This window comes from Myxococcales bacterium (genome assembly GCA_023898405.1).
Classification (GTDB): domain Bacteria; phylum Myxococcota; class UBA727; order UBA727; family JABDBI01.
On sequence record CP060221.1, the window covers coordinates 798,939 to 815,646 of the forward strand.

15 protein-coding genes are annotated in these 16,708 nt (G+C 38.6%); 7 read left to right on the forward strand and 8 right to left on the reverse strand.

Translation table 11 applies throughout. The annotated features are described in order from the left end of the window. Nucleotides 1-322: 322 nt before the first annotated feature. Nucleotides 323-1,345, forward strand: a complete 1,023-nt coding sequence (locus tag H6731_03615; protein USN51504.1) for a hypothetical protein — start codon at nt 323-325, stop codon at nt 1,343-1,345. Between the two features lie 375 nt (nt 1,346-1,720). Here H6731_03615 and H6731_03620 read toward each other — a convergent pair whose 3' ends face one another. Both H6731_03620 and H6731_03625 read right to left on the reverse strand, forming a co-directional pair. Next, a complete protein-coding gene (locus H6731_03620; protein USN51505.1) occupies nt 1,721-3,085 on the reverse strand; it encodes a heme-binding domain-containing protein in 1,365 nt (454 codons plus the stop codon). Between the two features lie 95 nt (nt 3,086-3,180). Then, entirely contained in the window at nt 3,181-3,801 is a 621-nt protein-coding gene (locus tag H6731_03625; GenBank protein ID USN51506.1) for a hypothetical protein, read from the reverse strand. A 145-nt stretch (nt 3,802-3,946) separates the two neighbouring features. On the opposite strand from H6731_03625, the gene queF reads away from it, so the two are divergent. Together queF and H6731_03635 are read left to right on the forward strand one after the other, a co-directional pair. Then, nucleotides 3,947-4,774, forward strand: coding sequence for an NADPH-dependent 7-cyano-7-deazaguanine reductase QueF (gene queF / locus H6731_03630; GenBank protein ID USN51507.1), 828 nt, complete (start codon nt 3,947-3,949; stop codon nt 4,772-4,774). Nucleotides 4,775-4,871: 97 nt separating this feature from the next. Then, the gene (locus tag H6731_03635; protein ID USN51508.1) at nt 4,872-5,219 is read left to right on the forward strand and encodes a hypothetical protein; all 348 of its coding nucleotides are present in this window, start codon (nt 4,872-4,874) and stop codon (nt 5,217-5,219) included. Nucleotides 5,220-5,232: 13 nt separating this feature from the next. Here the strand turns inward: H6731_03635 and H6731_03640 are convergent, their stop codons facing one another. Further along, nucleotides 5,233-5,508: a hypothetical protein gene (locus tag H6731_03640; protein USN51509.1), complete on the reverse strand. Its 276-nt coding sequence runs from the start codon at nt 5,506-5,508 to the stop codon at nt 5,233-5,235. Between the two features lie 572 nt (nt 5,509-6,080). Then, complete coding sequence (locus H6731_03645; GenBank protein USN51510.1) at nt 6,081-6,512, reverse strand: hypothetical protein; 432 nt, start codon at nt 6,510-6,512, stop codon at nt 6,081-6,083. Between the two features lie 406 nt (nt 6,513-6,918). On the opposite strand from H6731_03645, the gene H6731_03650 reads away from it, so the two are divergent. The 4 genes from H6731_03650 (at nt 6,919) to aroQ (ending at nt 9,996) form a co-directional block, all read left to right on the forward strand. Further along, entirely contained in the window at nt 6,919-7,368 is a 450-nt protein-coding gene (locus tag H6731_03650) for a universal stress protein (GenBank protein USN51511.1), read from the forward strand. A gap of 116 nt (nt 7,369-7,484) precedes the next feature. Continuing rightward, nucleotides 7,485-8,144 (forward strand): HAD family hydrolase, encoded by a 660-nt coding sequence (locus H6731_03655; protein ID USN51512.1) that lies wholly within the window; start codon nt 7,485-7,487, stop codon nt 8,142-8,144. Beyond that, a complete protein-coding gene (locus H6731_03660; protein USN51513.1) occupies nt 8,144-9,262 on the forward strand; it encodes a bifunctional chorismate mutase/prephenate dehydrogenase in 1,119 nt (372 codons plus the stop codon). Before H6731_03655 ends, H6731_03660 begins: the two co-directional genes overlap by 1 nt. Before the next feature lie 305 nt (nt 9,263-9,567). Then, nucleotides 9,568-9,996, forward strand: coding sequence for a type II 3-dehydroquinate dehydratase (gene aroQ / locus H6731_03665; protein ID USN51514.1), 429 nt, complete (start codon nt 9,568-9,570; stop codon nt 9,994-9,996). A gap of 55 nt (nt 9,997-10,051) precedes the next feature. Here aroQ and H6731_03670 read toward each other — a convergent pair whose 3' ends face one another. The 4 genes from H6731_03670 to H6731_03685 form a co-directional block, all read right to left on the reverse strand. After that, entirely contained in the window at nt 10,052-10,780 is a 729-nt protein-coding gene (locus H6731_03670) for a hypothetical protein (GenBank protein ID USN51515.1), read from the reverse strand. 166 nt (nt 10,781-10,946) lie between these two features. After that, the gene (gyrA, locus tag H6731_03675; GenBank protein ID USN51516.1) at nt 10,947-13,544 is read right to left on the reverse strand and encodes a DNA gyrase subunit A; all 2,598 of its coding nucleotides are present in this window, start codon (nt 13,542-13,544) and stop codon (nt 10,947-10,949) included. Between the two features lie 79 nt (nt 13,545-13,623). After that, nucleotides 13,624-15,360, reverse strand: a complete 1,737-nt coding sequence (gene rseP, locus H6731_03680; GenBank protein USN51517.1) for an RIP metalloprotease RseP — start codon at nt 15,358-15,360, stop codon at nt 13,624-13,626. A 342-nt stretch (nt 15,361-15,702) separates the two neighbouring features. Next, the gene (locus H6731_03685) at nt 15,703-16,701 is read right to left on the reverse strand and encodes a ribonucleotide-diphosphate reductase subunit beta (GenBank protein USN51518.1); all 999 of its coding nucleotides are present in this window, start codon (nt 16,699-16,701) and stop codon (nt 15,703-15,705) included. Nucleotides 16,702-16,708: the final 7 nt, after the last annotated feature.

Sequence of the window (16,708 nt, forward strand, 5' to 3'; positions counted from 1 at the left end):
AATTCAGTGACGGCAAAAAATTTAAGCAGAGTGATAAAAGATAGACGTGGTGTTATAGATGCCAAGCAGACATTAATAATTTATAAACAGCAAAGCAAATTCAATGTCGACTTTAAGTATTTTTAAAATAATCTCTTAGATTTTATTCAGGTTTGGCGATATTTTTAGCCTGGTTGCTAGCCGTCAACATTGCTTTTGGTTAATTTTACAAATAAAAGCGCCTCAGTATTGCTTATCGTGACTATAAACGCCATTTTTTATTTTTGTCCATGTACAAGTAAATAAATGCATATTTCATTACTAAGTAAAGGTTTCACATCTGATGCGATCACAAACAATATATTTTCTGCTGGGTTTCATTTTCTTAAATACACTTATTTTTTTGGAAGCGTGCAGTGAAACAAAATCTCTTTCACCCGTATATTGTGGAAAGGCTGACAGTATTCTCTGCCGTGATATCACGCGCATCGATGACGCCTTACGAAATTCACACGATTACCAAAAACAAAGCTATGGCGTGTTTTTTACCAACACCGCGATCAACCAATCCGAAGTTCAAATGCAGTTAGAAAAATCTTCTCAGCTTGATCAAAATTCAGCATACATGGGAGTCTCTGCATGGGAAAATTTTGACTTTGCTGCAGTAAAACCTCCTCATTATTTCTTTTTGGTAGACATCAATACTGCAACGATTCGCTTTAACACGCTCACGATTGAAACAGTAAAGAAAGTATCAACAAGATTTCAGTTCGTAGAACACTTCATACAAACAGCAAACGAAATACCTTATACTCAAAATCACTGGCTTCCTTACGTAATTCGCACGATGAAAAACCGTGGCGATTTTGAGATCAATGACCATCTTCCTATGTGGCAAAAAGAAATACGCATGGAATTACAACGCAAGGGGAGCTGGCTTTCATCGAAAAAATCTTTCGACACGATTAAAAATTTAATTGAATTTGGCAATGTCTATGTTTTTCATTATTCTCTAGCAAATGAAATTCAGACACGCTTGCTCAGCCAAACCCTTGCCCAGCATGGCATTAAGCTCAATATCCTCTGTATCAGCAATGTACTTGAGTGGATAAAAAACAAAAAAAACACGGAACTATTCGCACATACTATGGACAACATCAACTTTATTGTCTCGCCAGGAACCAAGCTTATTGCAATGAGCAATGTTGCACGTAGAGAAGAAGGCATGCACTTTGCCTATCAACAAAAAATTCTCATAAAAAAAATCAATGCACTTTCTTATTCTGATATTCTTCAGCCCAAACTTAGTTCAGCAAAAGTATATAAAGCTGTTCACGATAGCTTTCTTAGGAAAGTCAGCGAATGAACCCATAAAAATACTGTCAACAAAAACTTAAAGACCTAATTTTGCTTTAAGACGTAGGCAAACTAAAGAAGTAAGAAACTCACACTCACGCAAGTGATAGATTTATTATAGAGCCTTACCTTCATGCAGATATCAGCAGAATAGTTGAGAAAATCAGAACTATGATTTTATTCAAAGTGTTTGATGCTCAAAACACGACTTCATTCAACGAGACAACTTGTTCCTGAATAACTTTAAGAAACAAATTGGCATTGTTCTTGAAGACCCTATACTAACCTCAGAAATTAACTGAGCGTTTAATTTCTGAACTCCCGCAGCAAAGCGAGGACTAAGTAGAAATTAAACGCTCAGTTAATTTCTGAGATTGGTGTTATGTCACTGAAGAGACTTCCCTTGGTATTCACCATTCAAAGTGCGAAGAAACGCAGCGATTTCTCCGATTTCTTCTTTTTTTAATTTTTTTCCAACCTGATGCTTGGCCATAAGTTCAATGGCATCTTCCAGGTTTTTGACACTACCATCGTGAAAATAAGGAGCGGTGAGCTCAATATTGCGAAGGGTTGGCACTTTAAATTTGTGTTTATCGTCTTGATTATGGGTAAAATTGGCAAGCCCCATATCTGCTGGCATTGGCTTTCGCCCTCGCGCTTTAAAATAATTTTTCTTTAGACCTAGCTTCTCAAATGACAAACCACCCAAACCAGGTCCTGCGTGACAAGAAATACAGTTGCTTTTAAAATGCTGATATCCTCTAAGCTCGCTTTCGGAAAGAATATTATCATTTCCTAGCAAATATTGATCAAAGCGAGAGTTAGGAGTCACCAGTGAGCGTTCAAAGGTTGCGATTGCATTTAAAATATTACTTTTATTGAGTCCATCTTGATAGTTTTGCTCAAAACGAGTGACCAAACTTTGATCTTTTTTAAGCTTCGCTAAAACGTGGTTCCATTCTGCTCCCATTTCTAAAGGGTTGGTTACGGGTCCACCCGCTTGTTCTTCCAAGTCAGATGCTCTGCCATCCCAAAATTGCCGATGATTATACACCGCATTAAAAACTGTAGGTGCATTGATTGGACCCAACTGCCCATTGATCCCTGTACTAGAGATTGCACGGTCGGTGCCCCCTTTGTTGAGATCATGGCAACTTGCACATGAAATAGTATCGTCTTTTGATAAACGTTTATCGTGAAATAAAAGATTTCCTAGCAATACTTTATTTTCATCGAGGTTTTTATCCACCACAAGTGGCGAAATTGGCTCGCCAAGGCGCTTTCCTATAAATCCCTGCTGTGCTCTTTTTTCTTCTCTAAGAGCATAAATCCATTTTTGTATACTTTCTCTTTCACTTTTATTAAGACCACTATTCCAATGCAATATTCTATAACGCATAGGCGACATGCTATTAGCATAAATTACACTTTCCAAACGAGCGAGATCAAGCTCGCTAAAATTTTCTCCATTGCCTAAAAATTTATTATCAAAATTAAATCGCTCTATGCCATCGTTAATATCTTTTTCTATGAGCTTACGAGCTAATGGAAGATGGGCATAAAAAGGCAGTACTCCTGAAGAAGAGTGACAATCTGCACATTTGCTATAAATTATGCGAGCTGCATGCTTGAAATTTTTATCTAAGTTTTCATCAACAGCAATAATTTCTCTACTTGAAAACAGATTTGTAATTGAAATTAAAACAAAAAAAATCATTAATCCTATAAAACAAAATATAATTTTTTTCATCGGATGTTCCTGAGGGACTGTTGCTCACAACAATTATACCCCCTCCATATTTTTTGGTGAGATAAAAATTTATTAACCCATCCAACGAAAATTTCTCAATGATAATAATCGCAAAAATCATCGTCATCAAAACCAGGAGTAGCACACTTGATTACAGCACGCGCAAAATCACATCCGGCTTGCTGACTTAGGGCTTGAAACAAGTAATAAACAGGAAAAGATAATCCGGCAAAGGTAACAAAACTTTGTGGTGTGTTGATTTCGCTTGCGGTTACCTCCCCGTTCCTATTTTCGTCAAAAAATATACCAAGAAAATTACCGAAGCTATTTATCTTTGGATGCGTTTCAATATCCGCCTTCATGCACTTTGTAACAGCCCACGCTACAGCCTTAAGTGCCGCTGGTACCACAATATTATTAAACGCGAGTATAGAAAAAAATGCTCCTATGGAGATATAGAAATTAGTCCATGAAGCCTCTGCTTGAAAACATTCCAATGGCCAAGGAATTTTTATATCAAGAAGCTTTTCTAGGCATTGGTCAAATGGCTGAGTACAGTTAGCATAGCCAAAGGTTGTATCATTTTGGGTAATGGACTCCACACAGCTATAAAATGTAGACTTACACACCTGAAAAAAAGCTTGATCGAATGCCATGACCGTATTCGCACTGAGCATGATGCATAAGCACACTATTGGGCCTGTAATTCTTGCCATTCTCACCCTCATGCAAAAATTTTTTTTAACAAAATCCTTTATTTTCAACAGAATGAAGAGTTGTTCTATTTCACAAGCTTTCTTCCCTCTTGCCTAGATCGAGCAAGGCTTTAGAAAATTTTTCAAGGAATTACTTGGAGGACCTATGAAGTCTCATCTGCAAAAAACTGTGAGCCCCAATGCTCCTTTAGGACATAAGACAGCATATCCAGCAGGATACGACAAAAGCTTGCTCTATCCGGTTAAAAGAGATGAGCAACGTCAAGCGATGGGATTTCCTCAACTATCGTGGCAAGGAGTTGACATTTGGAATGCCTATGAGCTTGCATGGCTTAATCTTAATGGCATACCTCAGCGGGTTTTGGCCAGCTTCTATGTGCCAGCCGACTCTCTATTTCTTGCCGAATCAAAATCGGTAAAACTTTACCTCAACTCCCTCAATCACGAACGATTTGAAAGCAGCGAGCAAGTAAAAAGCTTGATCGAAAAAGATCTGAGCGAGGTGTGCCAATCTTTGGTAAAAGTTCTTATTAATCCGAGCGAACTTGATCGTATAGAAAGCGACTCTGTTTTTAAATGTATCGATCAGCAAAACATTGAGGTGAGTCTTTATCAGCGCTCAGCAGAGCTCCTTTCATGCGAAATGCAAGAACAAGAAGAAAAACTGGTTTCTCATGTGTTTAAGTCTCATTGCCTTGTCACCGGTCAGCCAGATTGGGGATCGATCTTTATTCATTACCGTGGAAATTTTATAAATCACGATAATCTATTGCGCTATCTTGTATCATACAGCCAGCACAGCGGCTTTAGTGAGAACTGTATTGAACAAATCTTTGTAGATATTTTAGAGCGATGTAAGCCATCCTTACTCACTGTCTTTGGGCGTTTCACCAGACGTGGCGGAATTGACATAAACCCTTACCGCACCACTCATGAAATTATTCCTTCCAACATACGCCTAAGCTTCCAATAATAATTGAGTAGTTAATTTTCCTAGCACGTACACTTGATAGTACTCTCTTACGAGCAAGCTAAGAAAAAACTCATTCACTTTTTTGCTGGTAGTTTAAATGAGAAAATACATTATTTTTGCAGGTATTTTTCTTTTATTTCAAAATCTTACAGCTGACCACAGTCTATTTTCAGCCGAAAACGGAAATGGAAGCATTCGCTTTACTTCGCAAAAACCCAAAGAGGTCTTAAAGTTATTCAAACAAATTAGCCAACTGACCAAACCGAGCGGGGATCGGCTAAATCAGATTGAATGCGGATATATCTTTGCGTTAGATCCCTATAAATTTGGCTGCAAAGGCGAAGGAAAAGCTGCTGCTCTAGATATCACTACCACCTGCAAAAAAAATGGGCACCTTGTGTGCTCAGGAATAGGCACGAGTCGTACGTGCACGTGTGCTTTCTAAAGTCTGTATTCGATTATCGCACTTCTTTTTGCATTTCTTGATCAAGCTTAGAAAACTTTCGTTTTAGCTCATAGTCATCAAAAAAAACTACATCCTCTAGTTGGGTGAGACGCTGCGCTAATTTTTCTTTTTCCATTTGTTCCCGCATTAATTTAATTTCACTCTCTAGTTTTTCTAAACGCCGAATATCAGAATCGCTAACAGACGATTGCTTGCTCATTCGTAGTTTGAATGACTTATAGATCATGTTGCTTAAAACAATAGTCGTTAGAAAAAACCAAAACCCCATACTTCCTCTCTTTTTAAGCCTCACAATGAATTATTCACTAAGCCCACAACACATACAGAACTCAATTTTGCTTAAATATTTTATTTTTCCTAAAAAAACTGAATCAACTAAATATATCAGTGGCTTTAGCTGGCACAATTTCTTTCGATAGCTGTCTATGAAATACTTGCTCTTTTTTTTTATTATTGGCATTTTTTATTTTGCAATAGAGGATAAAAACAATGCTTTTCAATTATTACAATCCAATACAATTGAGCAATTTTCTTCAAGTTAAAAAAACTACTCACTCCTAAGCAAAAAAAACATAAGATACGCACTTCATTAAGACAGCTGCTAGACAAAAAATAGATTTTATTGGACTAATATCAGATAACAATAGCCATCGTAGTAGCGAAATAACTACACTTGCTTGTGTCAGAAAGCTGAATCTTCGTGTTAAAAAAATAGTAAATGAAATTATGAGAGCGAGATAAGCTGTTTCAGAGCAAAAACTAACTTAGATTAATCATTTCGTGATGAGGAAATTTTTGCATTCCTTTACAACAGTCTCGCAGATTTGCATAAGAAAAAGCCTAAACAGCTGGGTAACATTTTTCAAAAACCCAGGCATTGTCTTCGCTAATAGATGGGTTTTTGGAAGTGATAGTAAGTGTATTATCTTTGACAACACCATCAAATGTTTTGCTGCTGCGCATTGTGCTCAAATCGATAATAATAGAACGAACAGCTTTGGTCTCATTATCTAACTGAAGATAGCCTGGAGCTTGGGTAAAATTATTCGGATAAACGCTAAAAAGTCTTTTCTGAGCAGCCGGCCCTGTTATGTTAAATGATGCCACCTTATACGACTTACCATCTATGAGTGCTTCCTGACCGACATCTTGAATAATAATTTGGCTACCGATACCATCTTGGCATATCAACACGGGTAAAGCTGCCAAAGCCGTTTCAGTTAGAAAGAAACTCACTAGCAAAGAAGCAGCAAAAACAAAACCTGATTTCACGATAAATCCCCTTTGATATTTTTCAATTGTTTAGTTTTAATTTCCTATTGGAGTTGTAAATCAACATTGATAAATTTAAACTCATTCCTTGTATTAATTTTTTTCAAAGCAAAAAATAATTTCCCAAAAAAACATATTTTTTTTAACAAAATTTAATTTTTTTAAAGTCTTTGGCGAGAGTATTTACTTTAAGCGGCAAAAAAAATCTGGATAGAAAAAACACGCTAAATAGTTTCAAATTCTCTCTCACTGCGCAAAAAATAGCTTTAGAAATTGTAATTTTTGAACGCACAAGGTAGAGCATTATCACAGGAGTTGGTCAAAAAGTTTGGCCAAATTTTGCAGCATATCTGCATGTTTTCCTAATTTCCTGCGTGGTGATCATCATCCACTCGAGGAGAATATCATGAAAAAGTATCAACACATAATGATAGCATGTGACCTAGTCAATCAAGGTGACAACAGCGTTATTGAAGCTGTTCTTCCTCTTCCTAAGGATCATGAATGTAAAGTATCTCTGCTGCATGTTTTGGAACTTGCCTATTCAGTAGCGCCGCCATCTGGTGATTTTTTATTGGCACAATGTATGGAAGAAATGAAGGTCGAAGCTATTAAACAATTGGCTGTAATCGGCGAGAAATCAGGTGTTCCCAAAGAAAATCAGCATGTAGTATTTGGACTTCCTAAAAACATGATCATTGCAGAAGCCGAAAAATTTAATGTTGACCTTTTAGTGCTTGGTCACCATCGACGGCAAGCTTTACAGCAATTTTTTCTTGGGTCTACTGCTGAAGCAGTTTTACACAAAGCAAAATGCGACACCTTTATAGTACAAATCTCAAATAACAATGATTAACAGCATTTTTTAATTGCAAAGCCTCATCATGCGAGGCTTTGATGAATAAAAAATCCCTAAGATGAGATTTTAACGTCTAGTTTCCACAATCTAAAAAACATGTCCACAAGGTCAGTATGTCTATAGCTTTTTTCGATCTCGATAAAACTCTCATTGCAGACAATAGCGCTCGATTGTGGCTAAACTCACAATGGAAGTCACGATCTATAAAATTTTCTCATATGATGCTGGCTTCCTATTGGCTGGCGAAGTATCACCTGGGATTTACTAAGCTCGATGAAGTGGTTGAAAAGGGCTTAGCTCTTATGAAAGGCGAGAGCCAAGCTCAGGTTTTAGAAAAAACTAAAGACTTTTTTTATTCAACTATCAAAAATCTTTATCGCCCAGGTGCTCTTGAAGCACTACACAAACATCGAGAACAAGGAGACATAGTATCCTTGCTTACTTCAAGCTTTGATGGATTATCCGAATTGGTAGCCAAAGATTTAAAGCTTGATCACTGCCTATGCACTATTCTCGAGGTGGATAGAGAGGGTATTTATACTGGAAAAACTATTGGTCCTCCTTGTTTTGGACGCAACAAAATTATATTTGCCCAAGATCTTTGTCATAAATTAGATATCCCCTTGGAGCAGTGTTCATTTTATTCCGACTCGGCCACTGACATTCCGCTTCTTGATCTCGTAGGTCAAGCTATCGCTGTGAATCCAGATCTGCACTTACGAACTCGTGCTCAATTTAAAAAATGGCCAGTTGTCGATTGGAAAAGACCTTAATGAAAAAAAATCCCGATAAAAATATTGAACTTCTCCGCCAAGAAATCTTTGCTATAGACGAACAAATTTTTTTGCTAGCTAAACGCCGTGAAAAAATATCAGCCCAAATAGGTGAGGCAAAAAGAAAGGTTGATTTGGCTGATAAAGATTATAATCGGGAAAAATTAGTTTTCCAAAAAGCTCTTGAACGTGCAGGTAATTTGGATCTTCCCAAAAATTTTGCGATCGACCTGCAAACTTTGTTGATTAGTCTATCTCTTTCTCGACAGGAACGAGATCGCATCAAAGAACTCAAATCAAATTCACAATTGTCGATATGTGTTATAGGAGGAGCAGGCCGCCTCGGCAGTTGGCTCTGTCGTTTTTTTGCTGATTCCGGCCACCAAATTCATGTTATCGATAAGATAAAACCAAATTTTATGTGCAGCTTTAGCGACTCTATCGATGACAATGTGGCATTTCACGACATTATAGTTGTAGCAACTCCCATCAGAGAAAGCATAAAGATACTGCAAAAGTTGGAGAGCTGTTCGCTAAAGAAATCAGTTATTTTTGATGTATCATCGGTTAAGACACCTATAAAAAATCATTTATTAGCCCTTCAATCCAAAGGAATAAAAGCCACTTCTCTTCATCCAATGTTTGGCCCGTCGGTTGAAATTCTATTTGGCAAACACATAATTATTACCAGCATAGGAAATAGCGAGGCTGATAATGCAGCAAAAAACTTATTTCTTTCTACATCGCTCAATATTGTCGATATGAGCATCGATGAGCATGATCAAGTCATATCTTATTTGCTGTCACTTTCTCATTTAATCAATATTATTTTTATAAAAACTCTCAAGAACAGCGGCTTCAATAGTAAATTTTTGTCCGATTTTTCATCGCCGACATTTTCCAATTTACTAAGCATTGCCCGCAAAGTTTTTTCAGAAAACCCACAACTTTATTTTGAAATTCAGGCACTCAATCCACATAACAAAGATGTCTATGAACAACTGTTAAAAATTTTAAAAAATTGTATTGAGCTTATAAAAAATAAAGATGAGAAGTCATTCGTATCATTGATGGAGCTAGGAAAACTATACCTAAACCCCTCACAGACGACAAAATGATCGATATTAATAGAGTGTTTTACATACAGTTGCCTAATAATTTTTTACAATACTTTTGCTGTGCTTAATAAAAAATATGAGGTTTTCAGCTTGGAGAGCTGCTGGAACATTTTTTCTCACGAGACCATCTTGGTAGTGGAATCATTAGAAAAAAGATCCAAAAATTTCTTAGTTGGAACTCTCTCGAAGTTGCGAAGAATAGTGAAAATAGTGGCTAAATTAATTGTCAATCCTAGGGCAAACAGACAAAAAATGCTTTAGTAATTAGTTTCGAAGCAGTCTCTTACTCAAAATAAGGATACATCATGATAACTATCGCTTTGATCAATGGCCCCAATTTGAATACCCTAGGCACGAGACAGCCTGAAATATATGGAACACAGACTCTTGCTCAAGTTGAAGAGCAGTTATTAAAACAATTTTCCAAAAATGTTAATTTTACTTTTTTTCAGAGCAATCACGAAGGTGAGTTAATTGATTTTATTCAAAATTTAAAAAATATTGATGGAATTATTATCAATCCAGGGGCATTTACTCATACTTCCATCGCTCTTCGTGATGCAGTGCTTGCCGCTGACACACCGATCATCGAAGTACATATCAGCAACATTTTTAGGAGAGAAAATTTTAGAGCTGTTTCATATTTTAGTGACATTGCAGAGGGTATTATTTGTGGCATGGGCACACTCGGTTATACTTTGGCAACTCTGCGTTTTTTAGAAGAAATTTCCTAACAAAAAACGACTCTTAATAAGAGTCGTTTTGAGAATTAAGAAGTCTAATAACTGATTAGAGGGCAAAACCTAAACCAAGAGTGACTTCTTCTCTGAAGCTTTTCTTGAAATCACTAAAGTTAGTAATGCGGCTATTTGCTTCAACGAATAGACCAGCGCTATCAGAAAATGCAAACCAAACGCCCAAAGGAACATCAATACCTGATCGGTTTGCACTAGTTTTTGCACTGCTGCCATCTTTTGCACCGAAGCGAATGTTGTGCAGGCTGTATTGAACAGAAAAATACAAAGAAGCCATTTCTCCCAGTCCGGCACTCAAAGCAGGACCAGCTTTGAAATTTAAATCTCCAAAGGCCATCTCATCATTAATGGCCTTAGCATTCTTTCCAAATTGCTGTCCCCAACCTACTGAAAGCGCCAAACCAACATTAAATTTATCGGTAATTTCAGGCATATAGCGTGTCATGATTTCTACGTCGAGGCGAGCTCCATCAGTTCCCTTAGCAGCATCAGTAAATACTTTGCTGTTGTAGCTTGCCCAATTGCCTGCCAAAGACATACCATATTCAAAATCATAACCTACGTTATGAGCAAAACCTAAGCCTGCACCAAGATTTGTTACTCCAAAACCATCTTTAGTACCGTTCATACCAGTCAAAAGTCCAGCATTAATACGAACTGGATAATCCTCATTAGCCGGAGTTATTGGCTGTACTAAACTAGCAAATGAGTTAAAGGAAACGAGTGCAAAAGTGGCAAGCAGTAAACGACTTATGTTTTTCATTCTTACTCTCCTATCTTGAGATTAATCTTTTTTAAAACAAACAAGCAAAATATCAAAAAGCTAAGTTAGCAAATTTTCAAAGCTTATTGTTGATCAAAGTATAACTTTGCTAACTCAAGCGGAAGAATATAACAAGGCCTCCGACATATTCCTATTTGAATTTTAATTAGTCGATACTCTCATCACTTGTTTCATCTTTTATATGCACCAAGGAGCTTACCGATTCCCCTAATTCTTTATCAATTGAAATAAGTCGAAGTCCTTTGGTATTTCTACCGTAGGTTGAAACGCCGTCGACACTCATTCTGATAAGCTTACCAAGATTGGTAACGATCATAATCTCATCCTCATCCTTAACTTGCATGGCTGCTACAACTGGACCATTTCGCTCATCAACTTTTATAGTGATAAGTCCATAGCCTCCTCTCGTCTGCCTACGATATTCTTCAACAGCTGTACGCTTACCATAACCATTTTTGGTAACAGTCAGAATAGTTGCATCATTGTTAATTATTTCCATCGATACAACTTTGTCGCTATCTTTTAATTTAATTCCTCGTACTCCCACCGCTTGGCGTCCAAAACCACGAACATCGGTTTCCATGAATCTGATAGCCATACCTTTTTCAGTAGAAAGCAAGACGTCATTTTGTCCATCGCTCAGTTTTACAGCGATAAGCTCATCATTTTCTTCTATTCCACATGCGATCAGCCCTGTAGAGCGAGGATTACTATAGGCGAGCAAATCTGTCTTCTTTACCTTGCCGTTTTTGGTGCAGGTAATAATAAATTGCTTACCTTCGATTTCTGGAAACTGGCGCACAGGTAAAATAGCACACACCTGCTCTCCATCGTCGAGAGAAACTAAATTTACAATGGGCCGTCCCTTCGAAGAAGTTCCCCCCTCAGGTAATTCGTGAACTTTTACCCAGTACACTCGTCCAAGATTAGTAAAGGTCAGGAGATAAGCATGAGTTGATGCAACAAAAGCATCTTGTACAAAATCCTCATTACGAGCTACCACCGCAGTTTTACCCTTACCTCCTCGTCGCTGGGCCCGATAATTCGAAAGTTGTACTCTCTTCACATAACCCAGATGACTGATGGTAACCAATACATCTTCTTCTGCGATCAAATCTTCCTTACTCAACGCCTCAGCTTCACGGTCAAAAATACTTCGACGAGGGCTAGCAAATTGATCTTTTACTTCAATTAATTCTTCCTTGATAACTCCCATCAGAACCTTAACATCAGAGAGAATTAAATTTAGTTTTTTGATCTCAAGTAAGAGCTCTTTGGCCTCGTTAATTAATTTTTCTCTTTCAAGCCCAACCAGACGTGCCAAACGCATTTCTAAAATCGCGTTAGCTTGATCAAGATCGAGCCCTGCAAAACCCTGTTCTAACCAATCACCTATCTGCGCTGTGGGTTTTGCTAAAAAGAGCTCTATCCTAGTGGCATTAATAAATTTGAGAGCCATGAGTTTTAGTCGTGCTTCTTCTGTATTTTTTGAACTTCTTATGGTGGTGATCACCTGATCAATATCATCAAGAGCAGTAAGCAAACCAGCTATGATATGAAAACGAGCACTCGCCTGTTTGAGCTCATATCGACTTCGTCGGGTTACTATCTTTCTTCTATAATTGAGAAAATTATCCAGCATCTGCATCATATTGAGCGTCATGGGCTGACCATCGACAATGCTCAACATGTTGACCGAATAGCTCCCCTGCAAAGGAGTGTGCTGAAAAAGAGAATTAAGCACAACCTCTGCCATGGCATCACGTTTGATTTCAACCACGATCCGCATGCCACCCCGATCGGATGATTCGTCGCGTAAGTCAGAAATTCCTTCTATTCGCTTTGAGCGGGTGAGTTCAGCAATACGCTCCAACAGACGGGCCTTGTTCAATTGAAATGGAATCTCAGTAATAATGATTCGTTCTTTATTTCCTGCTTCATTCCTTTCTATTTCCGCGCGACCACGAATGGTAATCGATCCTCTTCCCGTGCGCAAAGCTTGAGAACATCCTCTTCGCCCGCATATAATACCGGCCGTTGGAAAATCTGGCCCAGGAATTATTTGTTCCAAGCGTTCCCAGCTTAGTTCAGGTCCTTCTTCAAAATGCTGCGCTATCATAGCAAGCAAACCATCAACTATCTCACCAAGATTATGTGGCGGACATTTGGTCGCCATGGCTACAGCTATACCCTCGGAACCGTTGACCAATAAATTAGGTATTCGCGATGGTAGTACCGTTGGTTCTTCTACCGTTGCATCAAAGTTTGGTGAAAAATCCACCGTATCCTTATCAATATCGGCAACAATAAATTCGGCAATTTTAGCCATGCGTGCTTCGGTATAACGATAAGCCGCTGGAGGATCACCATCCACCGATCCAAAATTGCCTTGACCTTCTATGAGAAGCTCGCGCATATTCCATGGCTGGGCCATACGCACCAGTGCATCATACACAGGTACATCACCGTGAGGGTGGTACTTTTTCAAAACTTCCCCAACCACACCGGCACATTTACTAAATTTTTTATTGGACAACAGCCCTTCTTTGAACATGGCATATAGAATACGACGATGAACTGGCTTTAAACCATCCCGCACATCCGGCAAAGCACGCTGGATAATGACACTCATTGAATAATCACGAAATGAAGTTCGCAATTCATCCGTAATGCTGATGGCATTAACTCCTCCACCGCCGTGGTTCATGCCATCGCCATCTGCTATCAGCTCAGTATCAGTCATATTTTTTTCCTATCAACCCAAAGTGACAATTCATTGTTCAACAATTACAACAGTGTTATACCGCGGTGCGATTGTTTTCTTAGCGAAAAAGACGCGAAATATCATTAAAAACTGCTAGCACCATAATACTCAATAAAATGGCAAAACCTATTTGCATAGCGATTGCCCTAGTTCTTATAGTCAATGGTTTCCTTTGTATGGCTTCGATTGCAAAAAGCAACAAGTGCCCACCATCGAGAGCAGGTATTGGCAAGAGATTGAGGAGTCCCAAATTCACACTCAATAGGCACATAACATAAAGATAATATGAAAGCCCCTTATGAGCCGCTTGTTGAGCCACATCAAACAATTGAATAGGACCTCCAATTGAAGAAGCGGGTGCATCCCCCTTGATCAACATCCAAATAGATTTTGTGGTCATGCTTATAATCGAATAAGTCTGCTTAATCGATCTATTAAATGCTTCTATGGGCCCAACATTACGCCCAATTGTTTCTCCCTGATGGAATACATTGGGCAGACTTATGCCAAAAATATCAGGTAGGCCGGCATCAAGTTTGAAGTTTTCTTCGATACTGTCAGGAAGCTTGAATGCATAAACGAACATATCATGTGCGGGAGTTACTACACCTAATACTTGGATTTTTTTCATATTTTGCAACAGGCTTTGCTGCAGATGAAACTGACTTAAAAGACGCTCCCCGTTAACAGAAACAATGCGATCTCCCTTTTTGAGTCCTAAAGATGCGGCTGGTGAATTTTCTTTAAGCTCCTTGATGCTTCCCATGGCTAAAGCCACTCCCCAATGAGCAAAGGTTTTTTTTCTATCTTTGACCAAAAGTGATTCAGTGGCTTCAATTTTTGTGTGCAGCTTCGGAGTATCTGCGTCGGCTACGGCAGTGTTTTTAATGATAACATCCGCCTCCAAAATCTGTTTTAATCCTTGATTAGGGGCTTGGATAACAAGTTCTTGTTTTTTTCCATCGGCCCCCTCTCTTTCAATTTTAATAACTGAACTTGGCCACAGGTTTTCTAAAGCATCATCCAAAGCCTGAACACTCTTTATAGGTTTGTTATCTACCTCAATTATTTTGTCGAAGTTTTGTAAGAGATTTTCTTTTTTGAATATGCTCGAGTCATCGAGCACAACCACAGGCTCCATGACCGCAGGCATAATACCAATGCGTCCAACCATTTTATCTTGTTCAATCGGATTCATTGAAGCTTGCGCATCAGGAGTGAGTCTCAGAGCAACTATTGCTTGACTACCATCAGCATTGCTTCGTTCAATTTTTACATTCAACGGCCTGCTAGGTGAATTAGCAATAATCCCAGCCATCTCCCCAAAATCATAAATCTTTTTGCCATCGATACTAATTATCTTATCTCCAGGCAACATTCCTGCTTGATCGGCTACGCCTCCGGGCAATACAGTACCAATACGAGGAATCAAAACCTGTTCCTGTCCTAGCGACAGTGAAAAAAGCAATAAAACAGGCAAGATGAAATTAAAAAAAGGCCCGGCAAAAGCAATCAAAGATTTTCGCCAAATCGCTTGATGCATAAAACTTATTTTTCTATCTGCTTCGTTTGGCTGTTCTTCTAAAGACTCTCCAAACATTCTGATATAGCCTCCCAGAGGGATCGCGCTCAGACGGTACTCGGTCTCGCCAATTTTGAAACTAAGTAGCTTTGGCCCAAAACCCAATGAAAAGACTAAAACTCGAACTCCCAGCATTTTGGCGAATAAAAAGTGTCCCAACTCGTGAAATATAATGAGAATCCCTAATAAAATAACACCAGCTAAGATCTGCATAGCCCCTCAACTTTTTTCTAGTATTTGCCAGTCGGCCTTGGTCTGCCTTATCCAGCGAAAAGAATCACAACAAAAATACTCTGCCTGCAACTTTTAGTTTAGAGTTTATCCCTACTATTCCTACACATGAAAAACAAAGGGGCATAGTAGAGCGCCATATCTAAATTTCGCTGTTCCAATCGATTTTTTTTGCCATTCCCCGGTCGGGAGGCCTGGCAAAAGGCAATTTTCGTTCTCAAATATTAGACATGCCACCATTATGGGCCAAAAATGATTCCGAAAGTTGCTAAAATATTTCAATAATATCTATGCGTTTTAACCCCACCTTGAGGCTTCTAAGTATTAAAACGCTTCGTCAAAAGCTACTTCGCCTACAACACCAATTTGATACGCTGAAACACGCCTCTCAAAAAAATTGGCCAGTTCCTGCACATTCTGCAGCTCCATAAAAGAAAAAGGATTGCTTACACCAAACATTGGCTTAAAGCCAAGCCGTGCCATCCGCTGATCTGCCACAAATTGCAGATACTGCTTGAGCTCTAACATGGAGAAACCCGAAATTCCTCCAGTCAAAACATCTTCGCCAAAACCCAGTTCACACTCAATCGCTTCTAAAAGCATTTCTCGTACTTGAGACTCCAACTCATCATCAAACAACTCTGGTTCTTCTCCTCTTACGGTATCGACAATACTAAAGGCGAATTCCATATGAGCACTTTCATCGCGAAATACCCAATTGGTACCAGTTGCTAAACCATGAAGAAGCCCCTTTGACCTGAGATAATACACGTAAGCAAAAGCTGCGAAAAAAAACAAACCTTCGATACATGCGGCAAAACATATAAGATTCAGCAAAAACTGCTTTCGATGAGTTTGTGTTTCAAGTTTATCGAGCATATGAATCGAATCCATCCACCTGAAACAAAACTCTGCCTTTCTCTTTATTGAAGGTATATTATCCACTGCCGCAAAAGCTGCCTGTCTCTCTTTGGGATCAGGCAAATAGGTATCAAGCAGAGTCAAATAAAATTGCACATGCAACGCTTCCTCATAAAGCTGCCTTGATAGATACATACGCGCTTCGGGAGCGTTGATATGGCGATATAGGTTGATCACCAAATTATGAGCGACAATAGAGTCGCCGGTTGCAAAAAAAGCTACCAGACGATTGATGAGATGAGTTTCTTTTGGATTTAACTTCTGCCTTAAATCATCGATATCAGACTTAAGATCAACCTCATCAACGGTCCAGGTATTTTTTATGGCATTTTTATACATTTCAAAAAATTGAGGATAACGCATGGGGCGTAATGTAAGCTCCATACCGGGATCAAGCAGCATATTTATC